At 70.9% G+C, this 23,238-nt stretch carries 35 protein-coding genes; 10 read left to right on the top strand and 25 right to left on the bottom strand.

Going from position 1 to position 23,238, the window contains the following annotated elements; all coding sequences use genetic code 11:
- Positions 1-455 precede the first annotated feature (455 nt).
- From ACFY0U_RS40530 to ACFY0U_RS40545, 4 genes are all read right to left on the bottom strand, one after another.
- On the bottom strand, positions 456-1,481 hold the full coding sequence (locus tag ACFY0U_RS40530; protein WP_388644858.1) for a hypothetical protein: 1,026 nt from the start codon (positions 1,479-1,481) through the stop codon (positions 456-458).
- A 565-nt stretch (positions 1,482-2,046) separates the two neighbouring features.
- Positions 2,047-2,430, bottom strand: a complete 384-nt coding sequence (locus ACFY0U_RS40535; RefSeq protein WP_388644859.1) for a hypothetical protein — start codon at positions 2,428-2,430, stop codon at positions 2,047-2,049.
- Positions 2,431-2,524: 94 nt separating this feature from the next.
- The gene (locus ACFY0U_RS40540) at positions 2,525-3,028 is read right to left on the bottom strand and encodes a hypothetical protein (protein WP_388644861.1); all 504 of its coding nucleotides are present in this window, start codon (positions 3,026-3,028) and stop codon (positions 2,525-2,527) included.
- On the bottom strand, positions 3,025-3,534 hold the full coding sequence (locus tag ACFY0U_RS40545) for a hypothetical protein (RefSeq protein ID WP_388644863.1): 510 nt from the start codon (positions 3,532-3,534) through the stop codon (positions 3,025-3,027). The genes ACFY0U_RS40540 and ACFY0U_RS40545 overlap by 4 nt, the downstream gene beginning before the upstream one ends.
- A gap of 214 nt (positions 3,535-3,748) precedes the next feature.
- On the opposite strand from ACFY0U_RS40545, the gene ACFY0U_RS40550 reads away from it, so the two are divergent.
- The 3 genes from ACFY0U_RS40550 (at position 3,749) to ACFY0U_RS40560 (ending at position 5,192) form a co-directional block, all read left to right on the top strand.
- On the top strand, positions 3,749-4,144 hold the full coding sequence (locus tag ACFY0U_RS40550; RefSeq protein WP_388644865.1) for a hypothetical protein: 396 nt from the start codon (positions 3,749-3,751) through the stop codon (positions 4,142-4,144).
- On the top strand, positions 4,141-4,611 hold the full coding sequence (locus ACFY0U_RS40555; protein ID WP_388644867.1) for an XF1762 family protein: 471 nt from the start codon (positions 4,141-4,143) through the stop codon (positions 4,609-4,611). The genes ACFY0U_RS40550 and ACFY0U_RS40555 overlap by 4 nt, the downstream gene beginning before the upstream one ends.
- Before the next feature lie 188 nt (positions 4,612-4,799).
- Positions 4,800-5,192 (top strand): DUF3307 domain-containing protein, encoded by a 393-nt coding sequence (locus tag ACFY0U_RS40560; protein ID WP_388644868.1) that lies wholly within the window; start codon positions 4,800-4,802, stop codon positions 5,190-5,192.
- Between the two features lie 2 nt (positions 5,193-5,194).
- On the opposite strand, the gene ACFY0U_RS40565 is transcribed toward ACFY0U_RS40560, so the two are convergent.
- The 4 genes from ACFY0U_RS40565 to ACFY0U_RS40580 form a co-directional block, all read right to left on the bottom strand.
- Positions 5,195-5,674: a hypothetical protein gene (locus tag ACFY0U_RS40565; protein WP_388644870.1), complete on the bottom strand. Its 480-nt coding sequence runs from the start codon at positions 5,672-5,674 to the stop codon at positions 5,195-5,197.
- A 67-nt stretch (positions 5,675-5,741) separates the two neighbouring features.
- Positions 5,742-6,116, bottom strand: a complete 375-nt coding sequence (locus ACFY0U_RS40570) for a hypothetical protein (protein ID WP_388644872.1) — start codon at positions 6,114-6,116, stop codon at positions 5,742-5,744.
- A gap of 11 nt (positions 6,117-6,127) precedes the next feature.
- A complete protein-coding gene (locus ACFY0U_RS40575) occupies positions 6,128-6,655 on the bottom strand; it encodes a hypothetical protein (RefSeq protein WP_388644873.1) in 528 nt (175 codons plus the stop codon).
- Positions 6,656-6,750: 95 nt separating this feature from the next.
- Complete coding sequence (locus ACFY0U_RS40580; RefSeq protein WP_388644874.1) at positions 6,751-7,122, bottom strand: hypothetical protein; 372 nt, start codon at positions 7,120-7,122, stop codon at positions 6,751-6,753.
- 120 nt (positions 7,123-7,242) lie between these two features.
- Between ACFY0U_RS40580 and ACFY0U_RS40585 the strand changes: the two genes are divergently transcribed.
- Positions 7,243-7,596 carry a hypothetical protein gene (locus tag ACFY0U_RS40585; RefSeq protein ID WP_388644875.1) on the top strand — a complete coding sequence of 118 codons (354 nt, stop codon included), beginning with the start codon at positions 7,243-7,245 and terminating at the stop codon, positions 7,594-7,596.
- Here the strand turns inward: ACFY0U_RS40585 and ACFY0U_RS40590 are convergent.
- From ACFY0U_RS40590 to ACFY0U_RS40670, 17 genes are all read right to left on the bottom strand, one after another.
- Positions 7,565-7,999: a hypothetical protein gene (locus ACFY0U_RS40590; RefSeq protein WP_388644876.1), complete on the bottom strand. Its 435-nt coding sequence runs from the start codon at positions 7,997-7,999 to the stop codon at positions 7,565-7,567. The genes ACFY0U_RS40585 and ACFY0U_RS40590 overlap by 32 nt on opposite strands.
- Before the next feature lie 115 nt (positions 8,000-8,114).
- The gene (locus ACFY0U_RS40595) at positions 8,115-8,501 is read right to left on the bottom strand and encodes a hypothetical protein (RefSeq protein WP_388644877.1); all 387 of its coding nucleotides are present in this window, start codon (positions 8,499-8,501) and stop codon (positions 8,115-8,117) included.
- A 29-nt stretch (positions 8,502-8,530) separates the two neighbouring features.
- Positions 8,531-8,953 carry a DUF4262 domain-containing protein gene (locus tag ACFY0U_RS40600; protein ID WP_388644878.1) on the bottom strand — a complete coding sequence of 141 codons (423 nt, stop codon included), beginning with the start codon at positions 8,951-8,953 and terminating at the stop codon, positions 8,531-8,533.
- Entirely contained in the window at positions 8,950-9,297 is a 348-nt protein-coding gene (locus ACFY0U_RS40605; RefSeq protein ID WP_388644879.1) for a hypothetical protein, read from the bottom strand. The genes ACFY0U_RS40600 and ACFY0U_RS40605 overlap by 4 nt, the downstream gene beginning before the upstream one ends.
- The gene (locus ACFY0U_RS40610) at positions 9,294-9,845 is read right to left on the bottom strand and encodes a hypothetical protein (protein ID WP_388644880.1); all 552 of its coding nucleotides are present in this window, start codon (positions 9,843-9,845) and stop codon (positions 9,294-9,296) included. The genes ACFY0U_RS40605 and ACFY0U_RS40610 overlap by 4 nt, the downstream gene beginning before the upstream one ends.
- 126 nt (positions 9,846-9,971) lie before the next feature.
- Positions 9,972-10,532: a hypothetical protein gene (locus ACFY0U_RS40615; RefSeq protein WP_388644881.1), complete on the bottom strand. Its 561-nt coding sequence runs from the start codon at positions 10,530-10,532 to the stop codon at positions 9,972-9,974.
- Positions 10,533-10,589: 57 nt separating this feature from the next.
- Positions 10,590-11,432: a hypothetical protein gene (locus ACFY0U_RS40620; protein WP_388644882.1), complete on the bottom strand. Its 843-nt coding sequence runs from the start codon at positions 11,430-11,432 to the stop codon at positions 10,590-10,592.
- An 80-nt stretch (positions 11,433-11,512) separates the two neighbouring features.
- Positions 11,513-11,692 (bottom strand): hypothetical protein, encoded by a 180-nt coding sequence (locus tag ACFY0U_RS40625; RefSeq protein ID WP_388644883.1) that lies wholly within the window; start codon positions 11,690-11,692, stop codon positions 11,513-11,515.
- Between the two features lie 324 nt (positions 11,693-12,016).
- Positions 12,017-12,601 carry a hypothetical protein gene (locus ACFY0U_RS40630; RefSeq protein ID WP_388644884.1) on the bottom strand — a complete coding sequence of 195 codons (585 nt, stop codon included), beginning with the start codon at positions 12,599-12,601 and terminating at the stop codon, positions 12,017-12,019.
- Positions 12,602-12,695: 94 nt separating this feature from the next.
- Positions 12,696-13,034: a hypothetical protein gene (locus tag ACFY0U_RS40635; RefSeq protein ID WP_388644885.1), complete on the bottom strand. Its 339-nt coding sequence runs from the start codon at positions 13,032-13,034 to the stop codon at positions 12,696-12,698.
- A 137-nt stretch (positions 13,035-13,171) separates the two neighbouring features.
- Positions 13,172-13,477 (bottom strand): hypothetical protein, encoded by a 306-nt coding sequence (locus tag ACFY0U_RS40640; RefSeq protein WP_388644886.1) that lies wholly within the window; start codon positions 13,475-13,477, stop codon positions 13,172-13,174.
- 36 nt (positions 13,478-13,513) lie between these two features.
- Positions 13,514-13,756, bottom strand: a complete 243-nt coding sequence (locus tag ACFY0U_RS40645; protein WP_388644888.1) for a hypothetical protein — start codon at positions 13,754-13,756, stop codon at positions 13,514-13,516.
- 52 nt (positions 13,757-13,808) lie between these two features.
- Entirely contained in the window at positions 13,809-14,264 is a 456-nt protein-coding gene (locus ACFY0U_RS40650) for a hypothetical protein (RefSeq protein ID WP_388644890.1), read from the bottom strand.
- A gap of 85 nt (positions 14,265-14,349) precedes the next feature.
- A complete protein-coding gene (locus tag ACFY0U_RS40655) occupies positions 14,350-15,078 on the bottom strand; it encodes a hypothetical protein (RefSeq protein ID WP_388644892.1) in 729 nt (242 codons plus the stop codon).
- Positions 15,079-15,144: 66 nt separating this feature from the next.
- Positions 15,145-15,591 (bottom strand): hypothetical protein, encoded by a 447-nt coding sequence (locus ACFY0U_RS40660; protein WP_388644894.1) that lies wholly within the window; start codon positions 15,589-15,591, stop codon positions 15,145-15,147.
- A gap of 174 nt (positions 15,592-15,765) precedes the next feature.
- A complete protein-coding gene (locus ACFY0U_RS40665; RefSeq protein WP_388644895.1) occupies positions 15,766-16,368 on the bottom strand; it encodes a hypothetical protein in 603 nt (200 codons plus the stop codon).
- 156 nt (positions 16,369-16,524) lie between these two features.
- Complete coding sequence (locus ACFY0U_RS40670) at positions 16,525-16,905, bottom strand: hypothetical protein (protein ID WP_388644897.1); 381 nt, start codon at positions 16,903-16,905, stop codon at positions 16,525-16,527.
- Between the two features lie 264 nt (positions 16,906-17,169).
- On the opposite strand from ACFY0U_RS40670, the gene ACFY0U_RS40675 reads away from it, so the two are divergent.
- The 6 genes from ACFY0U_RS40675 (at position 17,170) to ACFY0U_RS40700 (ending at position 23,193) form a co-directional block, all read left to right on the top strand.
- Complete coding sequence (locus ACFY0U_RS40675; RefSeq protein ID WP_388644898.1) at positions 17,170-17,670, top strand: hypothetical protein; 501 nt, start codon at positions 17,170-17,172, stop codon at positions 17,668-17,670.
- Positions 17,671-17,819: 149 nt separating this feature from the next.
- Positions 17,820-18,545, top strand: coding sequence for a hypothetical protein (locus ACFY0U_RS40680; RefSeq protein ID WP_388644899.1), 726 nt, complete (start codon positions 17,820-17,822; stop codon positions 18,543-18,545).
- A 103-nt stretch (positions 18,546-18,648) separates the two neighbouring features.
- Positions 18,649-19,920: a hypothetical protein gene (locus tag ACFY0U_RS40685; protein ID WP_388644901.1), complete on the top strand. Its 1,272-nt coding sequence runs from the start codon at positions 18,649-18,651 to the stop codon at positions 19,918-19,920.
- 153 nt (positions 19,921-20,073) lie between these two features.
- Positions 20,074-20,328: a hypothetical protein gene (locus ACFY0U_RS40690; RefSeq protein ID WP_388644903.1), complete on the top strand. Its 255-nt coding sequence runs from the start codon at positions 20,074-20,076 to the stop codon at positions 20,326-20,328.
- A 30-nt stretch (positions 20,329-20,358) separates the two neighbouring features.
- Positions 20,359-20,898 carry a hypothetical protein gene (locus ACFY0U_RS40695; RefSeq protein WP_388644904.1) on the top strand — a complete coding sequence of 180 codons (540 nt, stop codon included), beginning with the start codon at positions 20,359-20,361 and terminating at the stop codon, positions 20,896-20,898.
- Between the two features lie 117 nt (positions 20,899-21,015).
- The gene (locus ACFY0U_RS40700) at positions 21,016-23,193 is read left to right on the top strand and encodes a hypothetical protein (protein ID WP_388644906.1); all 2,178 of its coding nucleotides are present in this window, start codon (positions 21,016-21,018) and stop codon (positions 23,191-23,193) included.
- The last annotated feature ends 45 nt before the right edge of the window (positions 23,194-23,238 follow it).

Consider the following 23,238-nt stretch of genomic DNA (forward strand, 5'->3'; position numbering starts at 1 on the left):
TGGGGCGCACCGTGCAGGCCGGAGGGGGTTTGTGTCCCGACCCGCACGGTGCGGAGGGGGTGCCCGGCGGGTGGGGTTGGGGGAGTCGGCCGGGCGGCCGGCGGGGTTCGTCGTGTCCGGCCTCGGGGGGGGAGTGGGGCCGGACACGACGGGGGGTTACCGCCGGAGCTTGGGTGTTCGCCGACCGGTTGGAGCGGACCGGTCGGCGAACAAGCTGGGCACTCGACGCGAGGGCAGTGCGGGCCCCCATGAGCGTGTGGTCGAGTGCTTCACATCTGGGGAGACGTGGCAGGTGCCCGGAGTGTTACACCGCGGCGGAAGTTCTTTCCGCCCCGGTGCTGCGGCTACTTGAAGTGCATGCCGAGCAGGAATGCGCCCAGGATGAGCGGCCAGAAGATGCCCAGCAGGTTGATGAACGTCATCAGGGGTCCGTCGCCCCGGCGTCGCGCCACGGTTCAGCCCTTCTTCCGTACGGCGCGGACCTTAGCCCCGATCGAGTCGACGTGCATACCGGTGACTTCGGCGATCTTGTTCATGTTCCAGCCGGGGCGGCCCTCGAGTCGAGCGGCTGCCTCGTTGCGGATCGCGGCCGCCGTGAGGTGGCGGGCGCGCGCGGCCGCGGCCTTCACGGCAAGGTCGGGCAGACGGTCCGCGGCGTCCTCGACGAAGGGGATGTCCGCGGCCTCCGCGACGAGCGCCTTCTCGTCCTCCGCGGGCAGGTGTCCCGTCTTGCGGTCGAGGCCGAGGGCGACGCGACGCAGTTCGGTGAAGGCCGTACGGCCGACTCCCATCGCCTGATCGACGGCGCGGGCCGCCTGGTAGAACTCCAGCGACAGGGCGCACCGGTCGCGCTCGGGGGCGACGACCGTGTAATCGGCGTCGGCGTCCCAGGCGATCCGCGAGGCTGTCTCCAGGCGGGCCGCCGGGTCGTTGATCTTTTCGAGCTCCTCACGGACCGAATCGGACGCCTGCTGCTTGATCGCCTTGAAGTCGGCGCGCGTGAGGACGATGCGCTCACTGTTGAACAGCAGGTCGCGGACGACGCGGCGGCGGGCGACCAGGGTCTCGTGCTGGACGGCGACCGTCGGCAGCTTCGCCGCGGCGTCCTCCGCGTACGGCACGCCCGCAGCGCGGCCGCGGTCGGCCCACTCGCGGGCGGGCGGGAGGGGAGCGGACTCCCCCAGGCCGAGAGCGGCGCGCACAGTGCGGCGCTGCATGTCACGGGTGCAGCCGGCCGACTCGTGGACGGCGCGGGGGCGCTCGTAGAGGGCGAGGGACACCATCAGCCGGTCACGTTCGGGCCGTACGACGGCGAGCGAGTCGAGGATCTGCCGGTACAGCTCGTGGGCACGGGCGCGGCGCTCCTGCACGGAGGCGATGGCGGCGAGCTCGGCCGTGAGTTCGTCGGCTGCGTCCTGGCGGATCTTGTCGAAGTCCGGGCGCTGCAGTTCGGGCGCGTCCGGTGCCACGGTGTTGGGCATCACGGTCTCCTTGCCTGCTGTCCCAGTAGCCGCCGGCGGGCGGGCTGGTGTCGAAGGCTGGGGAAACCCCACGCCGTAAGGTCTGTGAAACCGTACAGTACGGACGCCGTGGGGGGTATGGCAAGTCAGCGCCACCGAATGGAGAGCACCCGGGCGCCGGCTCGTACGACGATTCCGCAGCGCCGCGGCCGCCGCTCGCTGCCGGTGAGCAGCCAGCCGGAACGAGCTCCGCCTGCAGTCACCCACCAGGTGAAGCCGAAGGCTCGACGTACGGGCTCGTCGACTCTGCGCGTCCTGCGGGGCCACTTGTTGGCCCCGGCCGTCGTCCCCGCACGCGACCGAGCGGTCTCGAGGACGCGGGTTCTCCAGGTCTTCGGATTGATCTGGTTGCTATTGATCTTGTTTCCCTTCTTCTAGTTCCGTTGCGGTCTGGAGTGCGTCGCGTCTTCGGGTGGAGCGTGCCTCGGGTCTGCGTGTACGCCGTCACTCCGGGGTGCGGCTGTGGCGTAACTCCGGACTTACGCTCTACCGCAACTCCGGACCGACCTGCGGAAACGCGTGAACTTCACGCGGTGGAAGGCCTGTTGGGGTGGGACACGAGGGAGATCGTGACCGGGGCGCGGATACCGTCGGGGAACAGCGCGTACTGGCGTCCGTCGGGGTAGGTGACGGTCATCTCGGTCGGCAGCATCGGCCGGCGAACCTTCCACCCTTCGCTGTACGACTCCCGCGGGTGGTCCTCGAACCACATGTTGCAGGGGTGGCAGGCCGTGAGCAGGTTCTGCGGCCGGTTGATCCACTCCTCGCGGGACGAGCCCATGCCGCGGTTGACGCGGTGGTGGATCGTCAGCTCCCGGCCTGAGCCGCAGCGCACGCACCGGTGCCCGTCACGGGTGAACACGATGGCGCGGACTTCGTCGGTGGGGCCGGTACGGCGGCGGGGGGCCACGGTGGGTCTCCGATCCTGCTTCCACCGCTGGGCCACCAGGTCGGCCTCATGGGAACGTCGGAAGCGAGGACGGCAACGTGCCCGCCCGAGCGAGCTACCGTCGCGGGGCGCTGATCTGCGCGTACACCGTGTGCTGCAACTCGCGCATGGCCGCCTTGGCATTCTCGACGATGCCTGTGTCGATCGCTGCGAGGGCCAACGCCGCTGCCTTGCGCACCGACTCGGGCACCCCGTCCGCGCCAGCGACCCTGTATGCGATGTCCCTGCGCGCGGTGCGCTCGGCATCGGTGACGCCGTCGGCGTTCACAGGGAAGGCAGCTGCTTCGTACTGGGCAACGCAGAGCAGAAGTCCCTGGGCCATGCCGTCCTCGAAGCTGCTCTCCTGCGTCTGCGCCGTACGCTCCTTGATCTGGGCCAGGTTCCGGCGCCAGGTGATGAGGCCGCCCACGACCGTGAAGCAGCCGGCCACGAGCCCGAGGGTGATTCCCGACTGCCAGCCGTCGAGGAGAACTCCCACTAGCCCGCCCACGATCGTCATCACGACCGCGAAGACGGCCGTGGACAGCGCGAGGGCGCGGGCGGGCGTTCGGGGGCTCATGCCGTCAGTGTGCCAGTGCCCTCCTCGTCCACGACGTCCTGGTCCTGGCCGTGCTCCTCGATCGCGGTGGTGAGCGCGTCGAGCAGGGTCGCGATGTCGGGGGCGTTGGTGTACTCGATGCTCAGGTTGGCAAGACCGCCCTGCAGGACGGTGACCTCCCACTCGGCGGCGTTCGTCTCGTCGGTCCAGTAGTAGACGCCTTCACCGGCCTGCAGGACGCCCTGATCGGCGCCCTCGAACCAGCCGATCCCGAACACGTCGTCGAGGGCCTGACCGGCAACGGCGTGCGGGATGTTCTCGAACTGCAAGGTGGCCTGCATGAAGTCGTCAATGCACACGTAGCCGGATCCGTCGCCTTGCTCGTCCTGCCAGTTCAGGCGAGTGTCGCAGCATCCGGTTGGCCGCCGCATGACCTCCAGCGGCGCGAACGCGATCTGCATCATGTTCGCCGCCGCGGTCTGCAACTCCTCGAATTGCTCCTGCCACTCCTTGATGGCCTGTTCCACCTGGGGCTGCACAGGGTTCTCCGATCCGCCCGCCCCGCTGGTGCGGGGTGCAACCGAGGGAACGGGGCGGAGCTGGGGGAGGCTGCCGGCGGCCGCTGCATTGCGTCGCCTCCTGCCTGCGGCGATGCCAGCACGGGACACAAGACGAGCCGTCTGCCGACAGTGCGCGGCGTCCGGGGCGCAGCAGGGCGCCCCCGCCTTGAAGGAGCCCGTCGTGGCCGCGTACCCGCCCGCAGAGCCGAAGCAGCCCCATCCCCTCCCGCAGGGCTTCACCATGGCGCTCCTCGCGTTCACCCTCCACGTCGTGGTCCGGGCGCTCGGCGTGGAGATGGATCACGGTCTGGGGTACGTCGCGCTGGGATCGTTGATCGCGGGGGCCACATCGGCACTCGCCGGGTACGGCAAGAAGGCGCTCGTGGCCTTCGCCGTCACGGGCACGCTGGGCGGGTTCGGCCTGTGGTGGGCTCTGATCCCGGCCCTCCTCATCATGGACTTCCGGATTGTCCGACGCGTGATCATGCTCAGCCACAGGGACCGGACTGCCCCCGTACGTGAGCCCCGCCGTGGCTTCTGGGGAACGCTGCAGTTCTGGGTGGGCTGGAACCGGTGACCGAGTCGGCCCAGCTGCACCTGGTTCCTGTGCGGCAGAAGGACGCGAAGGCCTTCGTCGCGACCTGGCACCGACACCATCGCCCGCCCGCGGGCAGCGTGTTCTGCGTGGGCGCGGCCGACGACGCCGGCGTTCTCCATGCCGTCGCGATGGTCGGCCGTCCGGTGGCCCGCGTGCTCGACAACGGGCAGACCCTCGAAGTCACCCGCACCGCCACCGACGGGGTCCGCAACGCCAACAGCCTGCTGTACGGGGCGGCTTGGCGTGCGGCGAAGGCCCTCGGCTACACCCGGCTGATCACGTACACGCAGGCCGGGGAGAGCGGGGCGAGCCTGCGCGGGGCGGGCTGGCAGGTCATCGCGCAGCGGCCCCCGAGGCGGGGCTGGGACTGCCCGAGCCGACCCCGGACGCCGAACGGCAACGACCAGGTCGCCCGGACCCTCTGGGAGGCGTTCCAGGGGCCGTGAAGCCCGTACGGCGCCACACCCGCCTCCCCAGTCCCGCAGGCCTCGAAATTGGCAGCCAGCGCGATCGAACGCGACCGAGGCCACTTCTTCGCACTCACCGGACTGAGGGGTGAAGAACCACGGGCCCGCACGCCAACCGGCGCGCGGGCCCTTTCCCTTCTCCGTCCCGACCAGGAGGTCAGGCCCTCATGTTCGCCACTCTCTTCGTTCTCCTGTACGCGGCCCATCTGGTGTCCGACTACGCGCTGCAGACCGACCGACAAGCCGAGCGCAAGGCACTGCGCAGCGCGGCCGGCTGGTGGGCGAACCTGTCGCACGCCGCGACGCACGTCGCCGTATCCGCGCTGGCGCTCGCCGCGGGAAGGATCACGCTCGAACTCGACCTGTGCGGGGGTACCGCGGGCGGTGTCCTCGTCTGGGTTGGCGTCTCGCACAGCTTCATCGACCGCCGGTGGCCGGTCCAGTGGTGGATGGAGCACACCGGCAGCGCCACCTTCTTCCAGAAAGGTGGGGCGCCGCTCGTCGACCAGACCGCCCACGTGAGCGCCCTGGTCCTCGCCGCCTTGGTGGCGGCCGCGTGAGCCTACCGGCGGAACGCGTAACGCCACGCCCCGTCGGCGGCCCGCGCGAAGAAGCCGTGCTCGTTGGTCATCGGGCCGTATGTGACGATCGGCAGCGGCTCGTGGAGCGAGGCATCCAGGTCCTCGTGCAGCAACGAGGCCGTTGCATCGTGCGGGGCCAGCAGGCGCAGCATCGGCGGCGGCTCGTTGCCCGTCCAGGGGACGCGTGCCCCATCGAGGGGGCCGCCCACGCACTCCACGGTGCACTTGTCGGGGTACTCCACCCACACCGGGGCGTCGTCGAAGGTGTGGCCGGCCGCCGGGACATGGCCGCGGGAGGCGACGGCGTGCCGTAGTTCGGCACGAGCGCGGGCCCACATCTGTTCGCGGAACAGTTCACCGTCGTGTTCCCACAGCTCCGGTGACAGGGGGAGTTGCACGGAGACGAGCTCGCCCCGGTCGGTGACCATCTCGCTGCGCAGCTTCAGCATCGTGTTGAACACGGCCTGCTCCCCTTCACGCGGATGCCTGGGTCGGCATCACGGCGGCGCACGGTAGGGGTGCGCGGGCTTACGGTCGCGTGCTACGCGTCGGGGGTCGATTCAGCAGACTGCGCCAGCCAGGGGGCACGGTAACGATGAGGTTCAGCAGGGCGTGCAGGTCTTGGACCAGGCGTACGCGATCGTCAGACGGCTGGTTCTGCCGCAGGGCGGCCGTGCACCGTACGACGACCTGAGCGAGGCGATCGTCACCTTGCTGGGCAGCATCCGGGCCGACAGTGAGCAGGCCCTTGACGAGCGCGTCGGCCGCCGCGGTCTTCGGCGGGGCCTCCAGGATCGTCCTCGCACACCTCCGCTCCAGCTCGCTGGGAGCCCACTCGCCCGATTCGAACGCCTTCTGCAGCGCTGCCAGCGCGAGGCTCGCCTTGCTGATGTCCATCCCCATGGCCTAGGAGCCTAGTTCGCGCCATCCTTGGCGAGTTCACGCACCTTCGCGCAGGCAATCCATAGGGCGCCCCACACGTGATCGACCATGAGGCCTGTGGCGCCCTCGGCGAAGGCGGTGAACTCACCGAGCTTCTCGGGAGTCTCCCGGCGGACCCTGAGGAATCGCTGCGCAAGGATGGCGGCGTTCGCTGCGGTGGCCAGCCTGGCCTTCGCGTCGGCGGTTGCAACCCGCTGCCCCCGGGCGGCTTTCTCCCGCGGGTAGTTCTCCATGAACTTCTGCTCGTCCTCGACCGCAGTCAGCCGAACAACATCCGGCACGCCCCAGAGCGTGCGCCACTCGGGCGAGCACTCCTTGTCGAGGATGTCCGCGAAGACCTGGGCGAGCAGCAGGTTGACATGTGTCTGCCCCTCCCGAGTCCCGCCCCCGAGGCGTCGTGCGGACGCTACGGCTTGAGCCGGAGGCTGTTCGTCGGCGGAAGCTGCGAGCAAAGCGTGCGCCACCGGCACTACCTCGTCCAGTGTCGGACGGCGAACCATGACGCTCTCCTCTCCCGCAGATCTCGGCCACGGTAACGGCCGCGCCCCGGGAGGCGAAATGCCATCCGGGGCGCGACACAAGGCGCTGAATGCGGTCAGCAGGCCGTGGACGTGGGCTGCGGGTCCGTGGGAACGCTCGTCGGCTCGGCCGTGGGCTCGCTCGGCTCCGGTGCCGTGGACTCCTCCGGGGTCGGCAGCCCGGTCTCGTCGACGCCGACGTCGGCGAGGATGCGGTAGCAGTCGCCCGGCGTGGGAGAGGGGTCCGGGGCCGAGCTGGTTGGCTCGGGTGTGGTCGGTTCCGTCGTCGAGGGCTGAGAGGTGGCCGGGGGTCTGGTCGGCTCCGGGTCGGCGGTGCCGTCGCTGCCGCCGAACGTGGCGCATGCGGAGAGCAGTGTGCCGATGAGGAGCAGGGCGAAGCCGACGGCCAGGAGCACAAGACGCTTGGTGGAGGGGGCGGGTTCGGACACGGTCGGTCCTTCCGTGCGGGGACAGGGTCCGCGGACCGTGTCGCACGCGGACGCCTTGTGTCCTGCCACCACTGGTCACCGACCGGTCGCGGGGCTGTGACCTGCGCGTACGCTCGATGCGTGAGCGAGGAGATCCCGGAACCGAAGCAGGCGCGGCCGTGGCGGCAGGAGGACGGGCCGGAGCCGCAGGTGACGGTGTATCCGAACGTCGGCGCTCCGGCGCTGTCGGTGTGGTCGGCCGGGGCGTGGCGGTACGCCCGGGTCCGGGCGCGGCAGGTGTGGCCTCCGTCAGCGAAGTGGCCGCACGGGCGGCTGCTGTACCAGGTGGAGGTTGACCTGCTCGGCGACACGACGGTCCGGATGGTGATGTACGAGTGGCCGCAGGAAGGGCTGAGGGTGGCAGAGCGCCCGTCGCAGGACGCGACGGACGCAGAGTCGATGCCTAGGCCGCCTTCGCGACGTCCAGGGGCTTGAGCGCGGCCCGTTTGAGGGCCTGCCGCGTCTCGACCACTGCCTCCACCCCGCAGTGCTTTCGTACGGCCGCCCAGTGCTCGTGTGAGGTCACCTCGAACGCGCGCTCCCGTACCTCGTTCCACAGCCGGTCGTACTCGGCGCGCTGCGCCTCACTCCAGCCGCCGGTCTTGTCCCTCTTACTCTCCGTCCACCGTCCGGAGCCGGTGTCGTCCCAACCGTCCTGCGGCTCGACAGCCCACGGCAACTCGGGGTTGGCGCTGAAGGCTTGCAGGGCGGCGTACGCGGCCATGAGCGCCCGCTGCTTGTTCAGCAGGTCGGGCGGGAAGTTCTCGGCCTTGAACGGCTCTGGTGGCTGCTGCTCCTCGGTAGGCGCGTCGCTGGTGTCTGGGGCGGTGCTGGTCATACTTCCGGATGCTAGTTCGGTGCTCTGACATCCGGCGGCGCCCCGCCACGGACGTGCAGCGGAGCGCCGGGGTGGGCGGTTCCTGCTTCGGGCGGATTCGCCCGAAGCAGGAGAGCTACCTGGTCTTTGTCAGGGGCGGCGCCTTCTGCGCGGGAGCGGCGGGCGCCTTCGGCACGACCGGGGCCTTGGGCGCGGTGGGCGTCTTCGGCTGCTTGGCCGTCCCGGAGGAGGTGTTCGGCTTCTTCCCGCTGCTGCTGCCGGTCGAGGTGGACGTGTGGCCGGAGCCGGTGTCTATGCCCGGGGCGACGGCGGCGGCCGGGCCGTTCAGTACGCACGGTCGGACGCCGGACGGCACGATGTCCACCGATCCCGTGCGGGAGGTCGGGCAGGACGGCAGGTCGTCGCCGAGCTGGGAGAGCGTGAACAGCACGGTGAACGCCACGACGGCGGCGACAACGGCGGCCAGGAGACGGTGACGGTTGATGGAGTGCGGGGACTTCACGAGGAGCCTTTCAGGAGGGGCAGGAGGTTCTACAGGAGCGGCTGGGAGTCGGAGTCGGCGTAGTGGAGGTCGCCGGGGAACCGGCTCCACGCGTCCGGCAGGAGGATCTGCCAGAACGGCCCGGTGGGGGCGCTGCCGTTGTCGCTGAACCGGCTGGTGTCCTTCGCGAGGCGCAAGCGCACCTTGTCGCCGTTCACCACCTGGTCGAGCTCCACACCGTCGGCGGGGTCCAGGAGGTCACGCACGAGCTGATCGGCGGCGCGGCGGATGACGACCTGGGCGAGCGGGCCGGCCAGACCCGTACAGGCCAGTTCGTAGGCGCGGCCGGGCCGCAGGGCCAGTCCGACGCTGTACGCGAAGCACGTCTCCTTGCCGTCGACGTCGTGCACGGCGACGACGATGAAGTCCGACGTGGGCACGCGGGTGCGCTCGTCGAGGTCGAGCGGGGTCATGCGACTTGCCTCCGGATGTGAGCGGGGCGCGGGTGAGGAAGGGACTGCAGGCGGTGGACCGGGGGCGCGTTGAGCTGGCCGGTCGCCTCGTCGAGCCACTTTCGGAGCGCGGCGATGTCGGCCGCCCCGGCGTCGGCGAGCAGCTGGCATGCCTCGCCGGTGGTGGCGATGCCGGGCAGGATCGTCGGCTGGCCGGGCGCCGGACGAGCCCCGGTGGCGGCCGCCAGGTCCCGCAGGAACCAGACGGCCTGTCCACGCAGGACGCGGGCGCGCACCGGGGCGTGGGCGTAGTGGAAGACCCGAGTGGGCGGGAACGGCGCGGGCGGCGCCGTACGGGCGGTCACTGGGCCTGCTCGGGCCGGGGCGCGCTGTACGGGCGCAGCACCCCGCCCGCCTCCCACCTCTCGGGCCGCGCCGTCTCCGACAGGAGGAGGCACGGCTCCCGCCGGTTGGGGTTGTCCGGGGCCGGAAGGTCGTGGGGCATGTGATCGAAGAGGCAGCCGAACCTCTGCAACTGGTCGATGAGCTCGGCAACGTGGGCCGGGTTCTCCGGGTCGTACGGGTCCCAGACCGCGCGCATGAGCCGGAAGGTGTCGGGGAGCCGGTTCTCGTACGGCGGATAACCGTCCCTGGGCCACTCGTACGAGAACCGGTAGAGGATCTTGCCCTGGTCGTCGCGGATGCTGTGCGGCGACAGATCGTCGTTGTGCTCGTCCCGTTCCATGACCAGGTAGGCAGCGCTCGGGTACAGGGCGCGAAGCGTGTCCGCCAAGGTGCGGGCGAGACGGTTGCCGACGCCGCACACGGCGCTCGTGGCGCTCTCCCACTCGCCGACGGAGGCGAGTTGGCGAAGCGGCGTCATGACCGGGGCCTCGACGGTGGACGTGCTCATGATGCTCCTCGAACGGGCCGTCCGGCGTGGCCGGACGGCGGGATCGGCGGGGGCCGTCTCTCTGGGAGACGGGCCAGGGTGGGAATCCGCTACGCCCCGGCGGGCGGGGCGTAACGGGTCGAGGCGTCAGGCAGGGAGGTCGATGCGCAGCGTGTCCCCGGGCTGCGGCCGCTCGAAGTCACTGATCTCGATCAGCGCGTCGGCGACGAAGGTGCGCTCAAAGTCGACGTCGGGCAGACGATCGACGGGAATGTCGCGGCGTTCCTCACGGTCCGGGTCGCTGTCGTAGTGGAACGTCGGCCCGGAGGTGTCCCAAGCCGGACCGTCTTCGTAGCCGTCCGTGATGTGGAAGCTGACGGCGCGCGGACGGAGATGGTCAGAGTTTCCGTCGAACCAGTCGAGGAGTGCTTCGCGCAGGTCTTCCAGCAGGTTCGTTGGGACCTCGTACTGGCTCGGTGTGACGTCACCGTGTCCCGAGGCCTGGACGTGCTGGCCGGCCGTTTCGTCGACCTGGGAGGCGGAGCCGTGCACGTCCAGGCCGAGCGACTCGAACCACTGGTTCACGGCCGTCATCCAGTCGCCGCCGTCCACCGGGGAATCGGGGTCGTTGCCGCCCATGGAGCACCAGGTGCGGAACAGTTCGGCAATGGCGCGGCCGCTGGTCGTCGTCAGGTCGAAGTTGAGCATGGTCAGGGTTCCTTCCGGGGCCGCGCCCTGGTGTGGGGCGCGGCGAGGTGGGTCAGATCAGTGGTCGGCGCCGGTGAGGCGGTCGAGAATGGAGCGGGTGAAGTCGAGGCCGAGGCGGCTCACGCATGCGTGCATGGGGGAGTGGTCGCGGGCTCGGGCCCAGTAGTCGGGCGTCTCGATCAGCCCGATGGGGCCGACGTTCCGGCCGAAGGACATGCGGCCGTACGGCGCGCTCTGCTGCATGTGGGCGTGGCCGAACTGGGCATAGAGGCGGCGCGGTATCCCGCCGGTGATCTCGTCGCCGAGCATCTTGTAGCTGCCGTGTGGCCGGACGGGCATGATCAGCTTCAGCACGGCTTCCAGGTCGGCGAGCGTCCCCCCGAAGAACCCCGTGCCGCCGTACTCCAGGGTGAGCGTCGGGTCCGTCTGGTGGGTCTCCAGGCTCAGCAGTGCCGGGCCACGCTGGAAGGTGCGCACGGTGGTGCACTGAAGGGTGGTCCACGAGTTCGTGGGGATGCGCCGGTCGGCGAAGTAGCCGCGCAGGCTGTCGAGGAAGTCACGGGCCGGGCGTGCCCCGTCGTCGGCGGGGGCGTGCTCGGTGTCGAGCTCGGGGAGAACGCTGCGCAGAATCTCGCGGGCGATGAGTGCCGGATCGGTCGCCGGAACGGAGACGATCGGGAGAGTGGGTTCGCCCCTCCGGGACCATGCGAGCGTGGAGTTCCCGGGGTGGAACGCGACGACGACGGTGCGGGTGCCGTCGGTGATACGGGCGGCGGGGGCGTCGGTCCAGCCGGTACGGAACGCGGTGGCCCGCCACGGGGTGAGCGGGCTGGGCGCAGGGAGGAGTCCGGCGACGCGGCGGGCGGCGATGGGTGTGCTGAGGGCAAGCGCGGTGGTCACGCGGGGGTGCCTTCCTGGGCATGCTGTGCGGGCTGCTGAGGGGTGCGCCCGGGGCGCTCGGGCCCCGGGCGCTGCGGGGGTCAGGCGAGGCGCGTGACGGTGATGGAGTCGGCCCGCTCGCGGGTGCCGAAGATGGTGATCGCGAGGTTCTTCGGAATGTCCGCCTCGGTGTTGTCGCCCGGGGTGACGAACACGCTCTGCACGATCGTCTTGCCGACGAGCCGTTCCGGCACGCCGTCGCCGGTGGCGAAGAAGTACACGGTGCGCTGGTACCGCTCGGCGTCCTCCGGCTGTGCGGGGGAACAACGCGTACCGGGCCCCTCCGGCGTGGTCGGACAGCGGCAGGGAGACGAACGACTTCAGGGCGACGTCCGCCCACTGGCGGCGGGAGTTGGGCACGGTGGCGATGAGCATGGTGTCGCTGACGCGCTGCACGTGGGCGGCGGTGAATCCGACGGCGTTCAGGCTGCGTTCGGCGGTCGCCTTGAGGTCGTCAATGGGGGTGGACATGGGTGTCCTCCGGTCGAAGGGTGGGAGGTGGCGGGAGGTCGGGCGCGACCCGGGTGGGGCCGCGCCCGGGTGCGCTATGCCGCGTCGGCGTCGGCGGGGCGTTCGTCGTCGAAGACGTCGCGGGCCTTGTAGATCACGCCTTCTTCGGCCCAGCCGTACGCGTCGGCAAGGGCGAGCAAGTCACCGACGAGGAACACCAGTTGGCGGATGTCGGCGGTGATGTGCGACGGGAACCGGCCCTGGAGGCGCAGGTCGTGCAACCGCTCGATCTCGTCCGGTTCGACGCTGTGGGTGTCGTACGCGTGCAGGAAAGCGTCGGCCACAACGTCGCTGGTGGCCTCAAAGATCAGGTTGGCGGCCGTCTCGTGTCCGCGACGGCGGGCGCGGCCGAGGAGATTCAGGGCGCGGAGGGCGGCGCGTCCGGCCTTCGAGGACGGGCGGGGAGCGCGGCCCGAGTCGAGGTGGGCGAGGTTGGCGCGCAGGGCGATCAGGGTGCGCGTGCCGGGGTTGTTGGACAGTTCGAGGGCCACCGCATCGGCGGCGGCCGCGTACTTCCACAGCGCGGACTTGCCGAGGAAGCCGTGGTGCCAGATGTCTCGGTAGGAGGCGTTCGCCTCCAGGTCGGCGGCAACGTGTTCGGCGTGGGTGACAGGGCTCATGAGGTGCTGCTCCGTGCGGCTGGTGGGTCGTGAGGGTGGGAGGGTGCGGGGCGGGAGCGGCTTGTGGCGCGCGCTCCCGCCCGGCGGGCACGGGTCAGCGGTGGTCGCGGGGGATGTAGAGAACCCAGTCGTCGGAGCGCCACCCGAAGGCGCCGGAGGCGAGGGCGACCCATCCGCTCGGGGCGATGGTGTGGCCTTCGACCGAGTACGGCTCGCGGTAGAAGGCGCCTCCGAGGACGATCGTCGCGGTCGGGTTGGCGCAGTACGCCCGCAGGCTCGCGTAGGTGACGTTCTCGGCGGCGCCGACCACGAGATCCCCGTCGGTGAGCCGGGAGGCGGGGGCGATCCGGACCAGGCCGGGCGTGATGCCGTCGGCGAGCGGCTCGTGGCGGTCGGTCACGATGACCGGGATGAACTCGACGTCGCTGCGCATGGGTGTGCTCCTTGTTCGTGTGTGGTGTTCGGCGATTCGCTGTGATCGCCTCACATGGAAAACCATACAGTACGAACGCGCGAGGATGGAACACCCCCTGATCAACTTCCTTCACCCCCGCCCAACCTGCGAGAGCGTCAGCCCTCACCCTCCCGGCCGGCCGTTTCCTCACGGGCCTGGAGCCGGGCCTCCGCCCAACCCCGGATGAGCGCCGCTCCCGCCTCACCGGCCGCCTCCCCCGGCCGGGCGCCTCTGTCCAGCGCGGCCATGTAGAGCGCGGCCGTCGCGTCCACCGCGACCGGGCGCAGGAACAGCTCCAGCAGCCGCTCACGGTCGAGGTGCGGGTACGTGTCCGTCAGGGAACGCGCGGCGAACACGGCGATCCTGCCGACGGCTTCGCCGAGTTGGGCCGTCTGCTCTTCGGTCAGGGGCGCGGTGTGCATCGTGGGCAGTGCCTTCCTGGTGTGGGTCGGGAGGGGTTAGAACAGGCCGTCCTGGTCGACGGGCGCGGCCGGGCGCCGATCGCTACGGCCTGGGCGCGGTACGGGCGTCTCGTCGCCGAACAGAGGGGCGGTGCCGCACTCGTCCGGCACCGCCGGGATCGGCGCCGCACCCCCGTCAACATCCAGGCGCAGCGGCGCAGTTGGAACAGCTCGGTCGAATTCGTCGGGGGTCATGCGCGTCCAGTCGCGCCCCTGCTCGCTCACTCGCGGCGTGCTCATGGGCTCTGGGCTCCTTGGTGCGGGCCCGGGGCGGTGTGGCCCCGGGCGGGCTCTACAGGGTCAGGAGGGGGACGGTGAGGACGTCGCCGGGCTCGGGGTGCTCGTCGGCCCCGTTGACCAGCTCCACCAGTTCGTCGTCGACGGTCGTCCCGGTGAAGTCGACGGTCTGCTCGAACCCGTCGGCGTACCGGACTGTCGAGGTGGTCTCGTCCCACCACGGGCCGTCGGGATGGCGGGAGGTCACGGTGAACGTCGCGGCCACGGCCGGGTGCCCGTCGTGGTCGAGTAGGCCGGACTCCCGCAGGTGCCAGCGCAGTGCGTCGGTGAGGGCAACGTACGCGCGGGCGTGGAGCTCCCGGTCGATGTCCTCGCGCAGTTCCCACAGGGCGTGGTCGGTGAGCGGGCGCAGGGCATCGGACGGGGTGAGGTACTGCGGGACGTCCAGGCTGGGCGGGTCGGGCAGGCGGGATCGTGCGAGGCGCAGTGCGGCGCGGCTGAGGGCGGTCATGCGGGGCAACTCCCTGGTGCGTGACGTACGGGCGGGAGCGCTGAGCATGGGAGGCCGGGCGGGTTTGCGTCCGCCCGGCGGGAGGTCACGCGGCAGCGGGGAGCGAGACGACGGGGTGCAGGTCGCGGGCGCGTATGTCGGTGGGCCGCTCGTTCTCCCATACGACGTAGGCCGTCAGTACGTTGCCCAGGTCGTGCCACATGTCGATGACGGTGCCCCGGGCGGCCGGCCGCCACGGCAGGGTCACCGTGTCGCCGTGCGCGAAGCCGTACGCCTCCCGGTTGTACGCCACGTCCTCCGCTTCGACTCGGCGGACCCGGGTGGCCGGGATTGTTGTGGGTAGCCAGTCGCCGTCGAACCGCACGGTCACCGTGCCGTCGTCGACGCCGACCACGGTCCCGTGGTGCGCGTAGCGGCGGGTCAACGCCCCGCCGTGCGGGACGCGTTCGGCGATCCGCTCGACACGGTCACCGGGCTGGTACGTCTCCGGGGCCAGGTCGGCGGGGACGATGAGCACCAGCTCGTGCGGCGACCACTGGAACAGTTCCCCGTCGAGGCTGAGCACGCCCCAGCCCTCCGGGTGCCGGGCGGGCAGTGCGCGGTAGCAGAGCTCTCCCACGTGCGCGGTCGGCATCCAGCGGCGGCCGGGCTCGTCGCCGAAGTAGCCGACGACGAGGTCTCCGTCGCGTACGGCGTCCGCGCGGGCGACGCGGACAAGGCCCGGGTCGACGTCGGCGGGCAGCGGGCCGAGAGACTTCCGGCTGACGATGACATCCCACAGGGGCACGTCGACGGGGGCGGGGGCGGTGCTCACGATGTGGTTCCTCTCGGGTCTGGTGGGGGCGCGGCGGGAAGTGCCGCGCCCGGGTGCCTGCGGGCGTCAGTGCTGAGCGCGGGAGGGGGCGGGGCCGCAGCGACGGTTGCCCATGGCCCGGCAGTCCCAGCCGGACTCGTCCTCGTCGACTCGGCCGTCCCGGTTGTCGTCGCCGAGTGCGTTGGCCTGCCCGTCGGTCCAGCCGTCGGCCCATGCGACGGTGCCCGGGTCGTTCCCGTCGGCGACGACGTTCGGGTACGTGGGCCGGGTGCCGTCGCCGAGAGCGGCCACGCCTGCCTTCCAACCGGCGTTGTACGCGGTCACGGTGGTGTCGTCCTGGTGGGCGTCGGCGTGGACGGTCATGGTCGGGCGGGGCTGCGGTGCGGGGGCGGTGCGGGTGTCGCTGAGGGACGCAGCGAGCGCGAGCAAGGTGAGGGCGAGCAGGCCAGCCAGGACGGCGGCGGCCTTGACGCGGGCGGCGGCGCGGCGGGCACGGGTGCGGTGGTGAGACATCACGGGCGTGGGCTCCATTCGCGGGAACGCGTGTGTGGTGTGGGCGATTCGCTGTGTTCGCCTCGCAAGGAAAACCGTACAGTACGAACGGATGTGAGGGGAAGAGAGGGCGCGGCCGATACGCCGCGCCCCGAGGGTTGGGGGTGAGCCGGCCGTCTGGGGCCGGGGCGCGACCTACAGGTGGCCGACGGTGCGCAGTCGCTCGCACAGGTCGCGGGCCTGCATGCGGGCGTCCTCCCAGGTGTCCGCGATCACGGGCAGCACGTAGTAGGTGCGCGGCGCCTCCAGCCGGTGCCGGGAGTCCTCCCAGTAGCCCACTTCGTTCCAGGCGTGCGCCTGAGCGGCCTTGCACGGCACATAGTTCCGTCGGGCGGGGTCCAACGGCCTGTCGGCGCAGCGCTCACAGTCGGCGCCCTCCTGGTGGCCGTTGGCGCCGTCCAAGCGGCCACGGTCGTCCAGGGTGGCGGCGACCCACCAGCGGCGCGTGTCCGGCTCGGGCGCCTCCACGGTGGCGTCCCGGCCGCGCGCGGCGTCGACGGACAGGCTCATGGTCCAGGGCACGAGTACGCCCATGGCGTCGGTGTGGGAGAGCGCGGCCACGGTGAGCACCTGCCGGGTGCCGTGCGGCGGGTTGTCGCTGAATCGGGCGTTGAGCACCAGGAAGCGGACGCCCATGTCGTGGAGGACGTCGCCGGGCTTCACGGCCAGGCGCTGAATGGTCATCGGGGCGGTGCGGGAGTCGAGGACGGTCGACGTGAACTCGGTGCAGGTGGGCATGGGATGGCTCCGTTCGTGCGGTGAGGGTGGGTGCCGGGCGGGTGGCTGGGGGAGGCCGGCCCGCCCGGCGGTCTAGGGGGCCGGACAGCCGCGCCCGTCGGGGGAGGGGCGGGGCGGCCGTCCGGCCGGACCGTGGGGCGTAGCGGGGGCTTGTGGCTACGCGGCGGGGGCGTAGAGGTCCTGCACGAACGGGGCGGTGCGCTTGTACGAGGCGCACCCGGCGGGGAGCGCGGGGTCGGACGCCCGGTAGACGTTCACCTTGATCCAACGCCCGTCGGGGTAGCCCTTGCAGGGCTTGGTGCGCTTGCGGGTCTTGCGGGGGTCGTGGCCGAAGTTGGCGGCCCGGTACGCGTTGACGATGTGCTTCCCGGCCCAAGAGCCGTAGCGGTCGACGTCCGCCTCTTCCATCCCGAGCATGGTCAGGAAGTCGCTCACCTTCACGCGCTCCGTCATGTCGCGGTGCGCGCGGGTCGCACGGCGCCGGTCACGGAGGACTGCGGCGGTGCGGCGGGGGCGGTGCGTACGAGCCTTGGGCATTCGGATGCTCCCTGATGTGTGTGGGCAAGGGAGCCGTTCGCTGTGCCGGTTCCCTTGCGGTGTGCCACCACCGTATCACACGTTCTGGAAAACCAGACAGTACGAACGCTAGAGATCCCCGAACCAATCCCGACCATGCGGGGGAGTTGACATCGCCACACGTTCGTACTGTACGTTTCTCTCGTTCCAGTCGAACGACGGAACGCAACGGCCCGGCATGCACACAGCGAGGCATCCGGCCCCACACACTCCAGGAGCACACCCATGAGCGCATCGCGCCGGTACATCGCACTCATCCTCCCCAGCGCCACCGACAGCCGCATCCTGCTGATGGACACCCCCAACAGCGAAGCCGCCGCACGCTGGTCCACCGAGGAACTGCGCGACCGCGCCCTCCTCACCCCCGGCGCGTTCGTCACCACCGTCCACGGCGCGACGCTCAACGACGCATCCGACACGGCCCGCCACAACGCCACGGCGGTCTACCGCGCGTTCCACACCCCCCACGTCGCTCTGGCGAAGAACCCGGGGAGCTGGTTTGTCGTCTACCGCAACACGTCGTACGACAGCGGCGAGTTCGACTTGGTGAAGGCCATCGACGCCGCCCGGATCTCCATGGAGCAATACCGGGCGTTCGCCGACTACCTCGCTGCTTCCAACCAGCGCGCCTACCTCGTCGACGCGAGCACCGCCGCCGCCGCGCTCACCGAAGCGCAGGAGCGGTTCATGGACGACCTCTACGAGTCGTTCGCCGCCACCGCCTGACGCTCCCCGCGCCCCGGCCGCCCCGCACTCCCCCGACGGGGCGGCCGGACCACCCCGCGCTCTTACCCGCGCCCGCGCGTGAACCTGCGCAAGTCGCGCAACAACCCGTCGTTTCCGCCCGTTTTGCATGCCTCTTTTGGAGTCCAGCCGTGACCGTCGCGTCTCGCCCGTCCGCCCGCGTCTCTCCGGGTCTCGCCCGTCTTGAGTTCATGTCCCGGTGCAGTGCCGACTTCCGGGCGTTCGTCGACAGCAAGGCAGTGCCCAGCCCGCACGGTCCGGCGCTCCCTGCCGACCGTCAGCCGTTCCACCCCACGCGGCACGACGTCCTCCGGGCTGGAGAGATTGAGCAGATGGCTTGGAGGCCGTTGTTGCTGCACTTCGGCGACATGGTCGACATGCATGTCCTGTCGCTCGCTGGAGACCTGCCCTTCCGTCAGCCGGGCGTGGCGTATGAGGTGCACGACCTTCAGCACCGTGGCCGTGTCGTCGGCATGTGGGACGAGAACACCGACCGTCCGGTGTTCCAGCTGCGCGCATCGTTCGTGGAGCCGAAGGTGGCCCACCGCATCATCAACGCGGTTCAGCTCCTCGGCGGGGACGGCAACCGGCGCCCGCTGCACGTCCCGAGTGGGCGGGGCCCGTGGCCGCGAGATGAGTCGCTGTACCGGCCGGAGCGCTGCGCTGCATTCCGCCGGGAGGACGGGGGCCTGTTTCGGGTCTACACGCGCCCCCTGACGGCTGCGGAGTTGGCGCTGGTGCTGGAGTGCGCTGCGCCCGAGGTCCGCAAGTACCTGGCCGTCCGTCGCCTGCGCCTGGAGCAGGACTTGGCGCGCCTGCGCCTGGAGCAGACGAACGCGAGCGCCGACCGTTCCTGACCCCGGTACCGCTCCCCGGCCGTGACGGTCCGCGCACCGGCCGGGGAGCGGGCCGGCCACTCGCTTCCCCATCACCCGTACGTCTTCGCCCTGGAGGGCACGCATGTCCACGTCCACCCCAACCGTCAACCACCTCGTCCGAGACGCCGAAGCCGCTCTTGCCGCCGCCGGGCTCACCGTCATCGACGACGCCATGACGTCGCTCACGGGCGTGACCGTGTACCCGGGGAAGTACCGGACCGGCGTCGTCCGTGTCGTGCCTGTCGTGCACGGGCAGGAGCGGCGCCCCAGCGAACGCCCGGAGGTCAACGAGCAGCGCGGGGAGTGGGACCGTCTCACCGTGGCCGCCCGCAACGCTCTCGTGGCCGCCGGGTGGGAGCGGTCGGGAGAGGGGCCGATGGGCGGGGAGTTCATCGCGCACACCCCCGTCGTGCGGATGGCGCGCACCGTCCTGTCGGCCGCCGGTATACCGCTGCTGCCGAGGGGCTACCCGGACGGTCGCGGGGCCCACGTGCACCCGACCGACGGCAAGCACCGCAACGCGCGCATCGTCGTCCACGCGGGTGGCCACCGACACAAGCCGTGCGAGCCGCAGGCGGAGGGCGCGGAGGAGTGGCGCGCGCTCATGCGGCAGTGCCTCGACGTCATGGACGCCGCCGGGTGGACGATCACCCACACCGTCATCCACGACGACGCGCAGTTCAGCGTTCCCCATGACGTCTTCGTCCCGGAGCGACCGGCCACCCCCGTCGCTCTCGGCTGTGCCCCGGAAGCCGACGAGTTCGTTCAGCACGTGGCGAAGATCCTTAGAGAGCGCGGATACCTCCCGCGCGCTGCGGTCCGGGACCAGGCGGCGAAGGTGTGGGGATTCGCGGTGTCTGCTCCGTCTCTCGCGTCCGACCACGTGATGGTGACCTACGACCACAACCAGCCCGGCCCGGCGAATGTGGTCGCCCCGCACAACCCGGAGGAACGCCGCAAGTTCTTCGCGATGCTCAAGGCCTTTGAGCGGACGTTGACCGACAACGGGCTCACCATCAGCAACACCGAGCGGGGCCGGACGGTGGTGTGGGTGCAGCGCCCGGAGCGCAGCATTCGGGCCCGCATCGTGCTCGCCGACGACTCCGGGTTCGCGTGGCTGCCCGAACTGGCCAAGGCGTACCGGCTGGAGACACGCCCGTCGCTCTCCGAGGAGTGGCAGCCACAGGGCTCCGAGGCGCAAGAGCAACTGCTGTGGGCCGTCGAGTACCTCGTGCGCAAGGGACTCGCGACGGCGGAGGCGGAGGGTCGGACCATCTACGTCACCGCGACCGGTGAACCGCTCACCTCCGACTTCTGGCCGTACTCCCGCTACGTGCCACTCGCCGAGTCCTGACCCAAGCCGCGGGGGCCCGTCATGCTGGCCGGCCCCCGCGGTACCCACCCGTTCGCCGTCTCCGCACTCATCCGTGCCGCCCGTCCCGTCACGGCCGTGTGCCGGGCCTGCGGCCGCAGCGCCCCGCCCTCCCCTGAACACCGGAGTTATCCCGTGCAGATCAGTCAGCGCCTGGCCGACGAGTTCAACCGTGCCGCCCGCTTCATGCCCGAGGTCGACGCCGACACAAAGCCGTGCGTCGAGATCGGCGGCATGTACGTCTTCGTGTACCTCGACCCCGACGAGGGCCTGTGCTTTTCGGTAGACCGGGTGCCGGGCGAGATCCCCGAGGCGTTGCGCGGGGAGACCGGGAACGTGCCGGTGCGCGTCGACATCGACGACGAGAAGCACGTCTTCACCGCAGCCTGACCGTCCGTACAACACCCCTAGGAGTTGATCATGCAGTTCCGCACCCTTGCCCGGCATGAGGCCGAGGCCGTCATGGAGGACGCGGCACACGTACTCGGTGAGCAGTTCCCCCAGCACATCCCCGGCGAGCGGGACGGGTGGCTGGTCATGTCGCGGAACGACCGCCCGATGGTCGTGTGGGACTTGGCGGTGAAGATCTCGGCGGACACTCCAGAGCAGGAGGCGAAGCGGCTGGAGCTGGGTGCGGCACTGGCCGCCGCCGGGTATGCGGTGACGTTCCCAACCAGCGCATACATGGTGTACTTCGCCGACCCGCCCACCGACCCGGCCAGCCCGCGCTACGAGGTGGCCGAGAGCTTCTCCACGCTGTCCGCGCTCTTCGGCGGCGCCTTCCCCATCGTCGACACGTACACGGGCGTCGACGTGACGTGGGCGGATGACCGGGCGGAGGCGGAGCGGATGTGCGCGGTGCTGAACGAGCAGTACGAGACTGCGAAGGCGCGGATCGCGGCGGGCGAGGAGTCGGGCGGCACGATCCTCAGGGTCGAGCTGCGGGCGCCGGAGGCGTAGCGGCCGGTTCCGAGGACGGGGACACCTAGACCCCGGGACGTTCGTACTGTACGGTTTTCCATGTGGGGCGATCACAGCGAATCGCCCCACCCCACACACGACTTGAGGAGCATCCCCATGCCCGCAACGCCCGCCAGAGACGTCCGTAAGCCGTCTGCCGCCACCGTGTCCCGGCTGCTCGCCGACCATGCCGACATGGGACTGCACCGCGCCCCGAGCGCCCTCGCGGTCGGCTTCACGGTCAAGAACGTCGGCAAGGAGCCGGAGAGGCACGGCGGCCCGGTCATCGTCCGGTGGAACCAGAGCGACCAGGCGCCGGAAGCGGCCCGTCTTGTGGAGCACGGGCGCCACACGCTCATGCGGGGCCTGCTCGAAGAGGCCGGTTTCGCGGTGACCGTCCACCATGAGGGCTACCTCGTGCTGCTCGCGCCCGACCAGGTCGAAGCGCACCGGGAAGCGGAAACGGCGGCGGCCGCGCTGCTCGGGGACGCGGGCGAGTTCTGGCGCGAGGGCGCCGGCATGATGTTCGGCGACGCCACGAGGAAGGTTGCCCGCGTGGCCGCCGTGGCGGAGGTCGCGCTGGCGCTGCGCACCGGGCGTTCCCCATACGCGGAGGGCGACGCCGTGACCGTAGAGGGCGACTTCACCGTCAACTTCGTGCCCATCGTCGAGGACCAGGAGCCGCAGGAGCGGCCGGAGTCTCCGCTGTCGGAGGCTCGGCGGATCTTCGCGCAGGCCGGTGAAACCGTGCTCGACATCGAGGAGGCAGTCACGGGGACGGGGGTGTGGGTGCGGGAGTCCCTGGTGCCCGACGAGGTCCTGGTGCTGCGCAAGGACGACGGCATGCGGGCGTCCGGGTTCACCGCGGCGGCGCGGCGGTGGGAGACGCTGATGGAGTTCTACCGGCGTCTCCTGGAAGGTGCCGGGTGGTCCATGACTGGCCGGGGCGACATGGGGTGGAGCTTCTACCGGCCCAGCGGCGAAGACGCGTTGACGCGGGCGGAGAAGACGCTCATCGCGCTGTGGCCGCGCTTCAAGCGTGGCGAGCGCGCCGGGTGGGTGATATCCCGTCACGAGGGTTCCCGCTGGAACGTGGGTTGGCGCAGTGACCTGGACGATGAGGACCGGCGCGAGGCCGCCGAGGTGGCCATGCTGCCGTATCTGGCCGATGCGCTGCGCCGGGTCGGCTTGTCGACGACGATGCCCGACGAGTTGCCGCACCTGGACGACGAGTTGCCGTACGCGCCCGCCGTGTACTTCGCCGAGCCGCCGAAGGACCGGACCGGGCCGCGCTACCAGACGGGTTGGCTGCGCGAGGGGTGGACCATGGACACCCACACGGGCTACTTCCGGCGGAAGGCCGCGAGCGAGGAGCACGCCGTACGGCTCGCGGCGCTCGACAACCGCGATGAGGAGACGGACCGTCGTCTCGGGCGCGTCAGCGACGGCCTTCCCGGCTTGACGGACGACTTGGCGGAGGTGCCGGAGTTCCGCATGGTGGCGGCGGAGCTCGCGGCGGCCGGCTACATGCCCTCCCGCCGATGGGAGAACCATGACCGGCTCGCGGACGGGTTCGCCATCTGCCAGGACGAGAAGGGGCTTCAGGTCAACCACCTGACGACTCAGCCGGACGGCGGGCATCGGATCACGCTGCCGGAGGAGCAGGAGGCGCACGCAGCGTTCTACTCGGAACTGCTCGGGTACGTGGAGGCCCTCGACGGGCCGGGGCGCCTGATCACCCTGAAGCCGGATCACCTGGTGGTGTACGGGGCCGAGGAGCCGCGCCGTAGCCCGCTGATCCCGGACGGCCAGATGTTCGACGCGGCCGTAACCTACCGGCTCGACCACGGGGCACCGCGCACGGTCGTGCACCGGTTCGCTTCCTGGTCGGTCGACCCGCACGGGTTCGGCGAGCCGTTGCGGCACCGTGTGGCCGAACTGGTGGCGGCCGGCCGGGACGTCTACCGGTTCGTGGTCGACGACGTCCGCCCGTTCGAGCAGATGGGCACTCGCCGTCACCAGGCACAGACGGCGGCCGCCGAGTTGCTGGTCCGGGCGCTGGGACCAACGGCCGTGTGGCGTGCGGAGGTTGACCCGCTGTGGAAGCAGAACCCGGGCATCCAGCGGAAGCCTGACGAAGAGGGGGTGCTGCTGCTGTCCGTGCCGGACAACGCTCCCGAGGAGCACGCCGCACGGATCGCCGAAGCGGCGGATGAGGCTGGCTGGAGTCCGGCGCAGCTCGGCCCCCGGACGGTGTGGGTGAAGGTTCCGGTCGGGGGTGAGGCGATGGGGTAGCCGGTGAGCGTGGGGCGGGTGCGAATGTGTGGCGCACCCGCCCCA

It is taken from the genome of Streptomyces sp. NPDC001536, assembly GCF_042894505.1.
Classification (GTDB): Bacteria; Actinomycetota; Actinomycetes; order Streptomycetales; family Streptomycetaceae; genus Streptomyces.

Bases quoted from the DNA above. Each gene is read 5' to 3' on its own strand.
- ACFY0U_RS40530 (WP_388644858.1), bottom strand. From the start codon at position 1,481: ATGCCCAACACCGTGGCACCGGACGCGCCCGAACTGCAGCGCCCGGAC.
- ACFY0U_RS40560 (WP_388644868.1), top strand. From the start codon at position 4,800: ATGTTCGCCACTCTCTTCGTTCTCCTGTACGCGGCCCATCTGGTGTCC.
- ACFY0U_RS40685 (WP_388644901.1), top strand. From the start codon at position 18,649: ATGTCCACGTCCACCCCAACCGTCAACCACCTCGTCCGAGACGCCGAA.
- ACFY0U_RS40540 (WP_388644861.1), bottom strand. From the start codon at position 3,028: ATGAGCCCCCGAACGCCCGCCCGCGCCCTCGCGCTGTCCACGGCCGTC.
- ACFY0U_RS40570 (WP_388644872.1), bottom strand. From the start codon at position 6,116: ATGGGGATGGACATCAGCAAGGCGAGCCTCGCGCTGGCAGCGCTGCAG.
- ACFY0U_RS40615 (WP_388644881.1), bottom strand. From the start codon at position 10,532: ATGCTCAACTTCGACCTGACGACGACCAGCGGCCGCGCCATTGCCGAA.
- ACFY0U_RS40600 (WP_388644878.1), bottom strand. From the start codon at position 8,953: ATGACCCCGCTCGACCTCGACGAGCGCACCCGCGTGCCCACGTCGGAC.
- ACFY0U_RS40610 (WP_388644880.1), bottom strand. From the start codon at position 9,845: ATGAGCACGTCCACCGTCGAGGCCCCGGTCATGACGCCGCTTCGCCAA.
- ACFY0U_RS40675 (WP_388644898.1), top strand. From the start codon at position 17,170: ATGAGCGCATCGCGCCGGTACATCGCACTCATCCTCCCCAGCGCCACC.
- ACFY0U_RS40670 (WP_388644897.1), bottom strand. From the start codon at position 16,905: ATGCCCAAGGCTCGTACGCACCGCCCCCGCCGCACCGCCGCAGTCCTC.
- ACFY0U_RS40575 (WP_388644873.1), bottom strand. From the start codon at position 6,655: ATGGTTCGCCGTCCGACACTGGACGAGGTAGTGCCGGTGGCGCACGCT.
- ACFY0U_RS40665 (WP_388644895.1), bottom strand. From the start codon at position 16,368: ATGCCCACCTGCACCGAGTTCACGTCGACCGTCCTCGACTCCCGCACC.
- ACFY0U_RS40590 (WP_388644876.1), bottom strand. From the start codon at position 7,999: ATGACCAGCACCGCCCCAGACACCAGCGACGCGCCTACCGAGGAGCAG.
- ACFY0U_RS40650 (WP_388644890.1), bottom strand. From the start codon at position 14,264: ATGACCGCCCTCAGCCGCGCCGCACTGCGCCTCGCACGATCCCGCCTG.
- ACFY0U_RS40630 (WP_388644884.1), bottom strand. From the start codon at position 12,601: ATGAGCCCTGTCACCCACGCCGAACACGTTGCCGCCGACCTGGAGGCG.
- ACFY0U_RS40695 (WP_388644904.1), top strand. From the start codon at position 20,359: ATGCAGTTCCGCACCCTTGCCCGGCATGAGGCCGAGGCCGTCATGGAG.
- ACFY0U_RS40645 (WP_388644888.1), bottom strand. From the start codon at position 13,756: ATGAGCACGCCGCGAGTGAGCGAGCAGGGGCGCGACTGGACGCGCATG.
- ACFY0U_RS40640 (WP_388644886.1), bottom strand. From the start codon at position 13,477: ATGCACACCGCGCCCCTGACCGAAGAGCAGACGGCCCAACTCGGCGAA.
- ACFY0U_RS40660 (WP_388644894.1), bottom strand. From the start codon at position 15,591: ATGTCTCACCACCGCACCCGTGCCCGCCGCGCCGCCGCCCGCGTCAAG.
- ACFY0U_RS40635 (WP_388644885.1), bottom strand. From the start codon at position 13,034: ATGCGCAGCGACGTCGAGTTCATCCCGGTCATCGTGACCGACCGCCAC.
- ACFY0U_RS40700 (WP_388644906.1), top strand. From the start codon at position 21,016: ATGCCCGCAACGCCCGCCAGAGACGTCCGTAAGCCGTCTGCCGCCACC.